This window comes from Thalassotalea sp. ND16A (assembly GCF_000764205.1).
Lineage (GTDB): Bacteria > Pseudomonadota > Gammaproteobacteria > Enterobacterales > Alteromonadaceae > Thalassotalea_A.
Genome location: NZ_JQDZ01000125.1, coordinates 1 through 13,400, shown reverse-complemented (window position 1 = coordinate 13,400; position 13,400 = coordinate 1). Strand labels below are relative to the sequence as shown.

At 42.7% G+C, this 13,400-nt stretch carries 10 protein-coding genes; 6 read left to right on the top strand and 4 right to left on the bottom strand.

The window, feature by feature from the left end; genetic code table 11:
- The first annotated feature begins 49 nt into the window (after positions 1 to 49).
- The gene (locus ND16A_RS00385; protein ID WP_033079457.1) at positions 50 to 1,444 is read left to right on the top strand and encodes a hypothetical protein; all 1,395 of its coding nucleotides are present in this window, start codon (positions 50 to 52) and stop codon (positions 1,442 to 1,444) included.
- Between the two features lie 50 nt (positions 1,445 to 1,494).
- On the opposite strand, the gene ND16A_RS00390 is transcribed toward ND16A_RS00385, so the two are convergent.
- Positions 1,495 to 2,004: a DUF2062 domain-containing protein gene (locus ND16A_RS00390; protein WP_033079456.1), complete on the bottom strand. Its 510-nt coding sequence runs from the start codon at positions 2,002 to 2,004 to the stop codon at positions 1,495 to 1,497.
- 150 nt (positions 2,005 to 2,154) lie between these two features.
- On the opposite strand from ND16A_RS00390, the gene ND16A_RS00395 reads away from it, so the two are divergent.
- The 5 genes from ND16A_RS00395 (at position 2,155) to kdsB (ending at position 8,346) form a co-directional block, all read left to right on the top strand.
- The gene (locus ND16A_RS00395; protein ID WP_033079455.1) at positions 2,155 to 4,485 is read left to right on the top strand and encodes a DNA internalization-related competence protein ComEC/Rec2; all 2,331 of its coding nucleotides are present in this window, start codon (positions 2,155 to 2,157) and stop codon (positions 4,483 to 4,485) included.
- Between the two features lie 105 nt (positions 4,486 to 4,590).
- The gene (gene msbA / locus ND16A_RS00400) at positions 4,591 to 6,336 is read left to right on the top strand and encodes a lipid A export permease/ATP-binding protein MsbA (protein WP_033079454.1); all 1,746 of its coding nucleotides are present in this window, start codon (positions 4,591 to 4,593) and stop codon (positions 6,334 to 6,336) included.
- A gap of 36 nt (positions 6,337 to 6,372) precedes the next feature.
- Positions 6,373 to 7,407, top strand: coding sequence for a tetraacyldisaccharide 4'-kinase (gene lpxK / locus ND16A_RS00405; protein ID WP_052073356.1), 1,035 nt, complete (start codon positions 6,373 to 6,375; stop codon positions 7,405 to 7,407).
- Positions 7,397 to 7,582, top strand: a complete 186-nt coding sequence (locus ND16A_RS00410; protein ID WP_033079453.1) for a Trm112 family protein — start codon at positions 7,397 to 7,399, stop codon at positions 7,580 to 7,582. Before lpxK ends, ND16A_RS00410 begins: the two co-directional genes overlap by 11 nt.
- On the top strand, positions 7,582 to 8,346 hold the full coding sequence (kdsB, locus tag ND16A_RS00415) for a 3-deoxy-manno-octulosonate cytidylyltransferase (protein ID WP_033079452.1): 765 nt from the start codon (positions 7,582 to 7,584) through the stop codon (positions 8,344 to 8,346). The genes ND16A_RS00410 and kdsB overlap by 1 nt, the downstream gene beginning before the upstream one ends.
- Positions 8,347 to 8,631: 285 nt before the next feature.
- On the opposite strand, the gene dapD is transcribed toward kdsB, so the two are convergent.
- The 3 genes from dapD to map form a co-directional block, all read right to left on the bottom strand.
- Positions 8,632 to 9,456: a 2,3,4,5-tetrahydropyridine-2,6-dicarboxylate N-succinyltransferase gene (gene dapD / locus ND16A_RS00420; RefSeq protein ID WP_033079451.1), complete on the bottom strand. Its 825-nt coding sequence runs from the start codon at positions 9,454 to 9,456 to the stop codon at positions 8,632 to 8,634.
- A gap of 20 nt (positions 9,457 to 9,476) precedes the next feature.
- A complete protein-coding gene (gene glnD / locus ND16A_RS00425) occupies positions 9,477 to 12,131 on the bottom strand; it encodes a [protein-PII] uridylyltransferase (RefSeq protein WP_235282268.1) in 2,655 nt (884 codons plus the stop codon).
- A gap of 108 nt (positions 12,132 to 12,239) precedes the next feature.
- Positions 12,240 to 13,085 carry a type I methionyl aminopeptidase gene (map, locus tag ND16A_RS00430; protein WP_033079450.1) on the bottom strand — a complete coding sequence of 282 codons (846 nt, stop codon included), beginning with the start codon at positions 13,083 to 13,085 and terminating at the stop codon, positions 12,240 to 12,242.
- Positions 13,086 to 13,400: the final 315 nt, after the last annotated feature.

Here is a 13,400-nt window from a genome sequence, read left to right as displayed (position 1 = left end):
GTTGGCTATATACTTATGCTGATTGGTATTGGCACAACAAGGACAGGTGATGAAAAGTATTTTCAAAGTGGTTAAATGGTTTTGTCTCATTGCCTTAGGGTTGCCGCTGTTTTTCTATCTGCTTTGGATTGCGATTAATATCGCAGACCAGGATTATTCCCAATCATCAATCGCTAAAATTAAAACCATACAGCAACTACCGACTAATGTGCGAGCCGATAATGCTCATAGTTATGCTTTAGGGCTTAGTTCGGAAACGCCGCTGAAAACAGGCATGGAATTGGCAAACGCAATCGCTAAACAGACTAATTTTTCTGCTGCTGTTGCCACAACGACTGATGCTAAAACTATTAGAATTATCAATGAAGATGAGATCAAGCAAGTGTGCTTTCGGCAAGACAAAAAGTTTTGTCAGGCAGACAAGTCACGCCCAGCTTTTTATGTGAATTCTGCGCAAGTAACACAATTATTAGCAGAAAATAGAAAAATCATCGCGAATTATCAACAATTAATCAATTTTACCTACTGGCAAGAAACCGCCATAGCTAGCAATGTAACTATGAGTTATAGAAGACTCTTAGTTTCACAAAAGCTTTATTTAATGGTTGTCGGCCAAAAACTCGCCTTAGTTGATCGCCACATTACGAAAAGTCTGTTAGATATGGATATTCGTTTTTGGCGGATGGTGCTGAGTTCCACCAATAGTTTAATGACTAAAATGATCTGCCGGGAAGCTATTGAACGTCATTTTTTGCTCTTGCAACAACTATTATCACCGCTGGCAGACGAGCACCGACAAGCGCTAATACCTGAAATGTGGCGAACGATGATTAGCGATGATGAGAGAAGTTTTACTAAGGTGATGCTAGGCGAGTGGGGCAACTTGCAGAAGTTACTCTCGAGTTTAGACACGTATCAAGACAGTGATATATTTGAACAGCTAAGCACATTTGAGCAGCTCGGCACATTGGCGTTAAAACCTCTGTTTAAAGTGAATGCTACCTTGAACCGTCACGGCAATTATTTGGATGTTTATAGCCAGCAGTCATCGCTGGATTACTCCGTAATGAAGCATAGTTTGGCTGTGCCAGTAAACTCTGTGGTTGACAGTTGCCCGAAACAGTTCAGTGCCAGTTATGTGTACTGGTTGTTGTATAACCCGGTAGGAAAAATCATGTCATGCTCGAACCCGACATCGTTAGCTGAATATATAATTAGAGTGACCGATCTGGAAGCAGTTAGACGATTAACCTTGCTCAGCCTTGAGTTGGATATAGAGCATCACAATGCTCAACAACAACAGCACATTGTCAATGAAACCGAGTTAAGAGACCCTTATACTGAGCAAGTTTTTGTACTCGACAGGATTAACCAAACCATAGGTTTTATCGGCTTTCAAACACCGGGTTTTTCCTCCGACAGAATCGAGATCAGCTTACAATAATAAAAACAGGGGGCAGAGTCAGGTTAACCTGACTCTGCCCCCTGTTTTTATTAGCGCTGTTGGCGTTTTTTCCAGTTTGACGCCACCGAATAGCGCCAGATCAGGTTGATACTAAAGTAGCCGACAATTGAGAAAAATACCGCACTCACCCCACAACCTAATAAAAATGGCCCGGCAACGGTGGAAAGGCTGTTGGTTAACCACTGAAAACTTAATTCAAAGGCAAACTCTTGCGGAGGCACATTCATTAACACTGTGCCTAATTTATAACAAGCGTAGAATATTGGCGGTATGGTTAACGGATTACTTACCCATACCAGTGCTATCGACAAGGGCAAATTGGAATGCACTAAAATGGCCATGCCCGCGGCCAGTACCATTTGAAACGGTACCGGGATGAATGCAAAAAATAATCCCACAGCAAAGGCTTTCGCCACCGAACGACGGTTAAGATGCCATAAATTTGCATCATGCAAAACATCACCGAAAATTTGCAGGTGTTTATTGGTTTTAATGGTGTGATGATCTGGTAACCATCTTTTGATCATTTTTTTGGGCATATTTAACGTTTAAATTGAGTTTATATTAATACAAATCTGTCATGCAACGAACAACGCCGCTAGGTAAAATAGCAAGTTGATTAAAGTATAGGAAAAGAAATAGCGACTATACTGTTTAATTAATTAGCAACTTGTTATGGACAATTCACTATGGAACGGTGGTTGCTGCTATTTATTGCCGGCGCAATTAGCGCGCTGTTTTTACCTAAGGTGCCTGAGTTATTTTATCTGTTATCGCTGGCATTGTCTTGTTTTTGCTTGCTGTTTTTTGTTCGATTAAATAAAAAATTACTGTCATTACAGGCATTTTTGTTCGGCTTTAGCTTTATTTTATTTGCCGGCCACCAATATAACACTTCCTTTTTGACAAATAACATTGCTGCGAATAGCTTGCACAGCCATGATCACATCGTTCAGGGTAAGGTCACCACGGTGGTAAACCATAGCACTGATTCTCTTAAATTTAACTTATTGATTAACGCTTTTGATCAGCAAGAACTTGCTCACCCCTTTGTGGTCAGGTTGTCATTTCGACAGGCCAATATGCTATTGGCACAAGGTGACAGTGTTCAGTTACGGGTGAAATTAAAGCCTGCACACGGCTTTGCTAATGCCGGCAGCTTTTCATACAAGCGCTGGTTACTACAGCAAAATATCGTAGCGAGTGGCTATGTTAAACCATCAGCAATCAATCAAGTGCTTGCACACCAGCAATCGTTACGGCAGCAATTATATTTATCCTTGAACAGTGCAATAGCTCACCCGTTAAAACCTTTGTTATTGGCGTTGGCGATTGGCGAAAAATCCCATATTGATAAATCGACCTGGCAAGTATTGCAAAATACCGGTACCCAGCATTTGATCGCAATTTCCGGATTGCATTTAGGATTAATTGCCTCGCTTGGTTTTTATCTGATGAAATATTGTCTCTACTTGTTTCCGGCAAGACTGCTTTCGCAACGATATCTGTTTTTATTGCCTATGCTGGCAAGCTTATCTCTGGCTGGTTTTTACGCATACCTTGCCGGTTTTTCAATGCCAACCATGCGAGCGTTGATCATGTTGCTGGTTTATTATGGCTTACGCTTAATAGCAATAAAAGTGTCGATAATACGCTGGTTATTGCTCAGCCTTTTTTTCATTATTTTGCTTGAGCCGTTTGCCATTTTAGACAGCAGTTTATACCTGTCCTTATCGGCGGTGATAGTTATCATGTATGGCTTTTGGCGATGGCAGTATTTACTCACGGGGCGACTAAAGTGGCAACGGATTTTATTGTCGCTGTTACTGCTGCAAATCAGCATCAGTGTATTTCTGATGCCGTTAACCTTGTTGCTGTTTAAGCAGGTTAGCTTGTTAGCGCCGCTAGCGAATTTTGTCGTAGTGCCGTTTTTATCGATGACGGCGATCCCGATCACGTTATTGGCGACCTTAGCACTGTTGATTTATCAGCCGTTGTCAGAGGGATTATTCCAGCTGGCGTTATCTTGTCTTGATGCCGCTTATTGGTTTTTAGCGTTTCTTAGCCAATTTGACGCGCTTATCGTACCATTCAATCCACTAACGGTGGTGTTGATAGTCTTGTCGGCGGCAGCCGTTTTTCTGTTGAGCCTGCGTCTGTTTACGCGAAAAACTCTATGGCTAATGCTTGCCTCACTCAGTTTGAGCATCTTTCTGATTGATATTGGTTATAGAGCTTATTTACAACGTAGTAACTCATGGCAAATTACCGCTTTTGATGTTGGCCATGGCTTAGCCGTATTAATTGAAAAGCAAGGTAAAGCGATTCTCTATGACAGTGGAGCTGCCTTTGCCAGCGGCTTTAATTTTGTTGACTCGGCCATTGAACCTTATCTGCGCAATCATCGTTTAGCCTCACTCGATTGGTTTGTCGTCAGCCACAGTGATAATGATCACGCCGGTGGTTTGCCTGTTGTCATCAGCAAACACTTGGCTCAGCGTTATATGCTAAATTTTGCCACTGTCGGGCAGACAAACCCGATTAATAGCAAAAACTGTTTAGCCGGAAAAGAATTTGTTTGGCAACAACTTAAGATAAAATCGCTGTGGCCAGAGCAGGCTGTCGGCAAAAGCAATGACGACTCTTGTGTGCTTGAAATTTCGGATGGTGTGCATAAAGTGCTTTTGCCAGGAGATATTTCTCAACAAGTAGAATTGCAATTACTAAAACAGGCTAAGCTATCTCCGGTGGATATTTTGTTTACCCCGCACCATGGTTCAAAAAGCTCTTCAAACCAGGCGTTTATTAACACCGTTAAGCCGAAATATGTGGTGCACAGCGCCGGCTATTTAAATCGATGGCGTATGCCGGTAACTAGCGTTGTCGACAGGTACAAGTCGATAAATGCCAAGCAGTTTAATACTGGCGAAGTTGGCATGGTTGTTTTTCAGATAAGCCGCACCAATATAAAGGCTCAGACTTATCGTGATGATTTGCTGCCTTTTTGGCCGTGGCGTTAAAAAATGAGCTAAGATATTAACTATATCAGTGAATTAGGGTTTGAATTGTGCATATTTACGGTAGAATAACCACCAGAATAAAAAACAATACCTCAAGAGATATTTATGCAGGATAAAATGGCTGCCAGTACCTGGCAGAATTTTAAGCGCCTTTTCAGCTACACCAAAGGCTTACGCCTTGGTTTAACCGCTGCCATTATTGGTATGTTAGGTTATGCCGGCATTGATACCTTGGTTTTTTCTCAATTGCAGCCGTTAATTGATGACGGCTTAACCAACGCCAACCCAGACATTTTAAAATACGCGCCAATTTTTGTTATCGTCGCTTTTCTCGTAAGAGGTTGCAGCCACTTTATGGCGACTTATTGTCTGGCATGGATGGGTAACCATGTGGTAATGCGCCTGCGCCAAAAACTGTTCGAACACATCGTGGCGATGCCAGTCCCATTTCATGATAAAGAGTCGACGGGTAGTTTAATCTCTAAGATTACTTACGATACCGAACAGTTACTAAAAGCCATCTCTAAAGCCTTGTTAACGTTAATTCGCGAAGGTGCCTTTGTTTTAGGGTTAATTGGTTTGATGTTTTATAACTCCTGGCAGCTCTCGGTGATTTTCTTATTAATAATTCCTGTTGTTACTGTCATTGTGGTGGTAGTGTCAAAGCGCTTTCGCACCGTCAGCAAACGCATTCAAAAGATGATGGGGATAGTTACCACGGCAACCGAGCAAACCTTTAATGCCCATAAAGTGGTGCTCACTTTTGGTGGTCAACAGCGTGAATTTAAGCGCTTTGCGAAAATTAATAACCAAAACCGTCAGCAACGAATGAAAATGGTGAGCGCGAAATCAACCAGTGTGCCGATCATTCAAATTATTGCCTCATTTGCCCTGGCATTCGTGCTCTATGCGGCAAGTAGACCTGACATTGTCGGTGAATTATCTCCTGGAGCTTTCACTGCAATTGTGACCTATATGATCATGTTGTTACGACCACTTAAATTGTTAACCACGGTAAACGCAGAGTTTCAACGTGGTATGGCGGCAGCGGTAAGTATTTTTGCCGTCCTTGACCGGGATATAGAGCAAGACAGTGGCAGTATTGAGTTGAAAAACGCCAAAGGCACACTTGCCTTTAAAGATGTGACCTTTACTTATCAAGACACAGAAAAACCGGCACTAGAAAACTTAACGTTTGAATTAGCCAGTGGTAAAACTCTGGCATTGGTGGGCCGCTCTGGCAGCGGTAAGTCAACCATAAGCTCATTATTGTTGCGCTTTTATAATAGCGAGCAGGGTCAAGTGTTGATTGATGGTGAGAATATTCAGAACTATAAGTTGGCGAGCTTACGTCATCAGTTTGCCTATGTTTCACAACAGGTGGTGTTATTTAATGACACCCTTGCTCACAACATTGCTTACGGCAAGCCTGATGCCAGTATGGACGAGATTGTCGCAGCCGCAAAAGCGGCTCATGTTATCGAATTTTCTGAAAACTTGGCTGAAGGGCTTGCAACCAATATTGGCGAGAATGGCTCAATGTTAAGTGGTGGTCAAAGACAAAGAGTTGCGATCGCCAGAGCCTTATTATGCGATGCCCCATTTTTAATTTTAGATGAGGCAACCAGTGCTCTTGATACCGAATCTGAACGGCATATCCAGGATGCATTAAAAGTTTTACAACAAAACCGTACTTGTGTGGTTATCGCGCATCGCTTATCTACCATTGAAAGTGCCGATTCTATTGTGGTGATGGAGCAGGGCAAATTAATTGAGCAGGGCTCTCATCAAGAGCTACTGGCAAACGAGGGTGCTTATGCGCAATTACATGCGTTTCAATTTGGCGAGTAGACAAGACATTGGTTGCCCGTTTAGAAGGAGCTGCCATTGCGATTAATTGAAAAAGCCTGGTATCAAAACCACCCGCTAAAGTGGTTGCTATTACCGTTAAATTTATTGTTCTTTTTGCTCTCTGCTGTTAGACGTATGTTATATCGTTTAAATATCTTAAAGCAGGTCGAACTCGATGTGCCGGTGGTTATCGTCGGCAATATTGGCGTCGGTGGCAATGGCAAAACCCCGATGGTGATTTATTTGGTTGAACAGTTGCAACAACGTGGTATCACTGTCGGTGTGATCAGCCGTGGCTATGGTGGTGAAAAACGTCAATCGCCATTATTATTAACGGCTGACACCACCGCCGAGCAGGCCGGAGATGAACCTGTGCTGATATCTCGTCGTTGTCAGGTTCCTGTGGTGGTATCAAGTGACCGGGTTGCGGGCGTAAAAATGTTAATGCAACAAGGCTGTAACATGGTGATAAGTGACGATGGCTTGCAGCATTACCGCTTAAAGCGCGATGTGGAATTAGTGATTGTCGATGGCAAACGCCGCTTTGGCAATGGTTGGTTGCTACCGGCAGGGCCTTTACGTGAAGGGTTATGGCGACTGCAAACCGTAGATAAGGTCATTGTTAATGGCGGCCTTGCCGACGTCAATGAGCAAATCATGAATTTACAAGGCAACAATGTTATCCGGTTAGAAGACGGCAAGAAAATGAATCTGCAACAGTTTAAGCAGGAGTTCCCGGCACACACCGTCAATGCGATGGCCGGGATCGGCAACCCAGAACGATTTTTTATGAGTTTGCATGAGTTGGGTTTTACCCTGGCACAAAAAGTAGGCTTTGTTGACCATCACCAATTCACCAGTGCCGATTTTCAGCAATTTAGTCAAAATGCGCTTGATAATGAAACTACTATGGAAACCCCGTTATTAATGACGGAGAAAGATGCGGTGAAATGTCACGCTATGGCACCGAAAAATAGCTGGTATTTACCAGTAGACGCTCACTTTGAAGACAATCATGGTGAGCAATTAATCGATTTAATTATAACGAGATGTAGAAATTATGGCCTTTGATATTAAACTTATGGATATTCTTGCTTGCCCGGTATGTAAAGGCAAACTTGCACTGAACAAAGCACACAACGAACTTATTTGTAAGTTTGATCATTTAGCATACCCCATTGAAAAAGATATCCCGGTATTGCTGGAAACCGAAGCGAGAAAGTTAACTGAAGAAGAGCGTAGCTAATGAAATTTACTGTGGTCATTCCCGCCCGTTTCCAATCAACCAGATTGCCTGGTAAAGTGCTGGCTGAAATAGCGGGTAAGCCGATGATCCAATGGGTTGCCGAAAAGGCGCTGGCATCGGGTGCAAGCAAAGTGATTATTGCCACCGATAATGATGAGGTAGCAGCCGCAGTAAACGCCTTTGGTGGCGAAGTATGTAAGACTCGGGCCGATCATCAATCGGGTACCGAACGCCTGGCCGAAGTGGTTGCACAATATGGCTTTAGCGATGATGAAATTATCGTTAATGTGCAGGGCGATGAACCGTTTATTCCCAGTGCCAATATTGCTCAGGTAGCGAAAAATTTGGCCAGTCAAAGCTGTGCCAGAATGGCCACGCTGGCCGTCAGCATTGATAGCGTGGCAGAAGCACTAAACCCGAATGCGGTAAAAGTATTGTGTGATAAAGATGGCTATGCCCTGTATTTCTCCCGCGCTACCATTCCTTACGACAGAGATCGCTTCCTAGACAATGATGATATTAAAGATGTTGGAGATTTTTACCTGCGTCACATTGGTATCTACGCCTACCGCGCCGGTTTCATTAAAGATTATGTGCAATGGCCAGCAAGCGCATTAGAGCAAATAGAAGCGTTAGAGCAACTTAGAGTGCTATGGCAAGGTGAGAAGATCCATGTCGAAGTGGCAAAATCTCGTCTTCCTGTGGAAGGCGTCGATACGCCGGAAGATTTGGATAAGGCTCGCCGCTACGCGGCGGGGCTTTAGAAGCGAGAGACGAGAGACGAAGAGCCATTGTTACTATGCACGTTTTGAAGCATGGAGGTCCCGTGGCAAGCACGGGATGACGGAGTACTTTCTCTATGAATATGTACTGATTGGAAAGATATCTTTACTAACTTAGTGGCCAATTCAACAATATTTATTAACTTACACCACGTCATCCCGGCGAAGGCCGGGACCCCCTTGCTTCAAAACGTGCTTTGATAACATATCAAATTTAATCGAAAAAAAAGGAGCCGTTGGCTCCTTTTTTGATCTGTAAAAACAGCATTAATCAATTGAGCGTAACAGCTCATTGATGCCTGTTTTACCTAACGTCTTCGCATCTACTTTCTTCACGATAACCGCAGCGTATAAGCTGTAAGTACCACACTTAGAAGGTAGGTTACCTGAAACAACTACAGAGCCGGCAGGAACGCGGCCGTAATGGATTTCTCCGGTTTCACGATCGAAGATTTTGGTTGATTGACCAATGAACACGCCCATTGAAATTACTGAGCCTTTTTCAACGACAACGCCTTCAACAATCTCTGAACGGGCACCGATGAAACAATCGTCTTCGATAATCGTAGGGCCAGCCTGTAGTGGCTCTAATACACCACCAATGCCGACGCCACCAGATAAATGTACGTTTTTACCTATTTGGGCACATGAACCAACCGTTGCCCAGGTATCTACCATACAGCCTTCATCGACGAATGCGCCGATGTTGACAAATGATGGCATAACGACAACGTTTTTACCGATAAAACTACCGGTACGTACTGATGCGCCAGGAACCACGCGAACGCCATCGGCCTCAAAGTCTGCCTGGCCGTAACCGTCATACTTAAGCGGCACTTTATCGAAGAAGGTACTTTCTGCACCGTGGATCACTTCGTTGTCATAGATACGGAATGATAATAACACGGCTTTTTTCAGCCATTGGTTTACCACCCACTCACCGTTTACTTGTTCTGCAACGCGCGCGGTACCTTTGTTTAATTGGTCTAAAGCTGCTAATACTGCATTTTTTACTTCTGGCTCTACCGTTGAAGGTGAGATGTTCGCTCGGTTTTCAAAAGCCGATTCAATGATGTCTTGCAAGGCACTCATGATTTTTTCCTGATTATATTTTATGAAGTCTGTTGCTGGTCTGGTTCATTGCCAGAGTTACATAACAGGGATTCTAACTGATCTTGTTGATCTTTTGATAGTGCAAAATGATCTTTATTAGACACAATAAATACATCTTCGACTTTCTCACCAAAGGTGGTGACTTTGGCCATATGGACATTTAATTCAGATTGCTGAAATACATCGCCAATTTCGGCCAGTAATCCTGGCCTGTCGATTGCAACTATTTCTAATGTCGTGACGCTTTTATTGCTATGTTCAATAAAACTCACTCTGGTGGGAAAGTTGAATTGCTGAAATTTTTTCGGCAGAGGTTTTTTGATGATTTTGATGTCATTGTTTTCCGCTAAATACTTTTGTAGCGAGGTTTTGATATCATCGGCATGATAGCTGTCTTTCACCGGGTGTCCTTTGGCATCGAGCACAACAAATGTGTTCAGGGTGAAGCCATCTTTTGAGGATAAAATTTTCGCGTCATGTATCGATAATTTTTTCATCCCTAACAAGGCCACCGTGGATGCAAACAAGTTACTTCCGTCCTTGGTATAAACAAATACTTCAGTACCACCTCTATAAGGCTTTTCACTGATCAACACTAACGGCTTGTCTTTATCATGGCAGATGATATGTCGGCTATGCCAGGCAATTTGTTCTGGCGAGTAGCGTAAAAAATAATCCGGTTTAAAGTTTTTCCATAATGGTTTGATTATTTCGCTACGGATCTCATTATCATTGAGTAGCTCTAATGCTTTATCTTGGTTTTCGCGGATTTTTATGCGTAACTCAACTGGTTTTTCTAATCCTCGGCGAAACGCGCGCTTCGTTGCAAAATACAATTCGTCCAATAAGTTAGCTTTCCAGGTATTCCATAAACTTTCATTGGTTGCGCGCATATCGGCTACGGTTAAACAATATAGATAGTCCAGATGAGCCTCATCACGAACTATTTCGCCAAATTCACGGATCACTTCCGGATCTGAGATATCTTTGCGCTGAGCCGTAACCGACATTAATAAATGCTGTTTTACTAACCAGGAGATTATTCTCGTGTCGTGATCCGGTAACTGGTGCATTTTGCCAAAGGCGAGTGCATCAACAGCACCTAATTCACTGTGACTACCACCACGTCCCTTGGCGATATCATGAAATATTCCGGCTAAATATAAAATTTCAGGCTTACGAATTTTTTGCATGATTTTACTCGACAGCGGAAATTCATGATTGTGTTCAGGTAAGCTAAAACGGTATAAGTTTTTAATTAAGCGATAGCTGTGTTCATCAACCGAATAAGCATGAAATAAATCAAATTGCATTTGGCCGACAATACTGTTCCACTCGGGCAGGTAACTGGCCAATATTTCATGTTTATGCATCAAATTAAATGCTCGCCCTAAGCCTTTAGGGTGACGAATGATTTGCATAAAAATGTGACGACACTCGGCATAATCGTTTAACCCGGAAATTAATCGGCGACGAGTGTTCCGCATCAACCGTATGGTGGTTGCATGGATGCCTTTTATTTGCGGGTTATCGGCAATCACCAAAAACATTTTCATGATGATCTCTGGCCGGGTAAAAGCACGTTTACTTTTTAACTGAATGAAGTTACCAATTAAAACGAAATCTTTATCAATATCGGTTTGGCTTGGTTGCTTTGGCTGTTTTAAAATGCCTTGTTCGAAATGCTGCAATAACATTTCGTTTAATTCACTGACGTAATTAATCACTCGAAAAAAACGCTTCATCATACGTTCAATTGCCGCTTTACCTTCATCGCCAAAGCCCATCAATTCGGCGACGTTACCCTGATAATCAAATAGCAAACGGTTCTCGCTTCGCCCTGCAACAAGGTGTAGGGCAAAACGCATGCGCCAGAGATAATATTGACACTCTATTAGCTCGTGATATTCATTTTGGGTAAGGTAATTATGGGCGACTAACTCTTCCAGATTATTGGCATTAAAATGACGTAATGCGACCCAACTGATATTTTGGATGTCACGTAAACCACCAGGGTTCGCCTTTAAGTTTGGCTCAAGCGTATACGCCGCCCCTTTGTACTGTTGATGACGTTTAACTTGTTCTTCGCGCTTGGCAATGAAAAACTGTCCGGCCGGCCAAAACTTGGCTTTTTGAATGTGTGGGGTAAGTTGTTCTTGCAATAAATGGTGGCCACAAATCAGTCTTGATTCCAATAAATTGGTGGCAATGGTGACATCGTTATTCGCCTGTTTTACACATTCTTTTACGCTGCGCACACTGTGACCAATATCCAGGCGGATGTCCCATAGCTCAGTGATGAACTCACTAATGTGCTGTTCCAGTTCTTTGCTGGTGTTTTCCTGAGTCAGGATTAAAATATCGACATCGGATTGTGGGTGCAATTCGCCCCTGCCATAACCACCAACCGCTAACAGGCTAATTTGATGTTCATCGAGGTGATGTTGACACCATATTTTTTGTAATACTTGATCGACAAAATCTGCTCTGGCGGCGACTAACTGAAAAACATCATAATCGTTATCACTAAATGCTTGTTTTAACCAAAGATAAAAGTTTTCGCCTAAAAGCTGCATTTCTTTAGTCGTTAACGGCGCTGAAGCTGTTGCTAATTTATTGGTTAATGCGGTGGGTAGAATTGGATTACTTAGCACAATGTTTCTTCTTAATTAGAGGTTAGTGATAAGTACTAAGCACTTTGCTTATCGAAATAAAAGTACTTAGGCCTTAGGGTTCTGGTTATTAATTAACGTAAGATTAGGTTAGTTATTCATGATTCGACTAATCTCTTTTTCCTCAGCACGAATGGTTAATACTTCACAACCAGTATTGGTCACCAAAAGGGTGTGTTCCCACTGAGCAGAATTTTTTCCATCGCTGGTATAAGCCGTCCAACCATCATCCTGGTCTAATTTTGTACCGCCTTTGCCTAAGTTAATCATCGGCTCAATGGTAAATATCATGCCCGCCTGCATTTTACGATTATCGGCATTTTTATAATGCAATATCTGCGGCTCTTCGTGAAAAACACTGCCAATACCATGACCACAAAAATCTTTTACGATGCCGTAACGGCCGGCTTTTTTGATGTGCTTTTGGATCGTCGCACCTAAGTCTGAAAATTTATTGCCCGGCTTAACTTTCCGCATTGCCGCGTACAAGCTTTCCTGGGTAATGCGACATAAACGACGATTTTCTGCCGATACATCGCCAATCAAAAACATCTTGGAAGTATCGCCATGGAAGAATTTTTTTTCTGCTTCCGGCGTATTCTCGTCGTCGAGACAAATTTTACAAGTGATATCAATATTGACAATGTCACCATCTTGTAGGGCTTGCGCTGAAGGAATACCATGACAAACTACGTGATTCACCGAGGTACAAATCGACTTAGGAAAACCACCGTCGCCATTGTGATCGGCACCATAGTTTAGTGGCGCAGACAGTGCGTTGTTGTCGTTGGTGAATTTCGCACAAATGGCATCCAATTCTTCGGTTGTAACACCGGCAACAACGTGCGGTTCAATCATATCCAAAACACTCGCGGCCAACTTGCCGGCAACGCGCATTTTTTCAATTTCATCCTGAGTCTTAATCGCAATACTCATTTTTTTCCTTAAAGGGCTTAAAGCGTAAATATTTATAACGCTTATTTACTAATTATTAATTGCGGAAATAATAACTTAAATTATGCGGTTATGCTATTTAATGCAGCGAGTTACTAGGTAAATGTAACCACATTGTGAAGCAAGGAGGTCCCGACCTTCGTCTAACACCATTCAGTTAAGAGGATCTCGTTTTAATATGGTAACGAGTTTTGCTAACTCTCACGGTCCTGTCTTTGGGCCGCTTTCTTTTCTCTGGTAGTATAAACTGTTTGACGTTCTCGCGCATAGCCCGAAGTTTTTTCGGTATACTTCCTG

What these genes read in the sequence shown, in the direction of transcription:
- ND16A_RS00385 (WP_033079457.1), top strand. Translation starts at nt 50, where the DNA reads ATGAAAAGTATTTTCAAAGTGGTTAAATGGTTTTGTCTCATTGCCTTA.
- ND16A_RS00395 (WP_033079455.1), top strand. Translation starts at nt 2,155, where the DNA reads ATGGAACGGTGGTTGCTGCTATTTATTGCCGGCGCAATTAGCGCGCTG.
- ND16A_RS00410 (WP_033079453.1), top strand. Translation starts at nt 7,397, where the DNA reads ATGGCCTTTGATATTAAACTTATGGATATTCTTGCTTGCCCGGTATGT.
- msbA (WP_033079454.1), top strand. Translation starts at nt 4,591, where the DNA reads ATGCAGGATAAAATGGCTGCCAGTACCTGGCAGAATTTTAAGCGCCTT.
- map (WP_033079450.1), bottom strand. Translation starts at nt 13,085, where the DNA reads ATGAGTATTGCGATTAAGACTCAGGATGAAATTGAAAAAATGCGCGTT.
- ND16A_RS00390 (WP_033079456.1), bottom strand. Translation starts at nt 2,004, where the DNA reads ATGCCCAAAAAAATGATCAAAAGATGGTTACCAGATCATCACACCATT.
- kdsB (WP_033079452.1), top strand. Translation starts at nt 7,582, where the DNA reads ATGAAATTTACTGTGGTCATTCCCGCCCGTTTCCAATCAACCAGATTG.
- dapD (WP_033079451.1), bottom strand. Translation starts at nt 9,456, where the DNA reads ATGAGTGCCTTGCAAGACATCATTGAATCGGCTTTTGAAAACCGAGCG.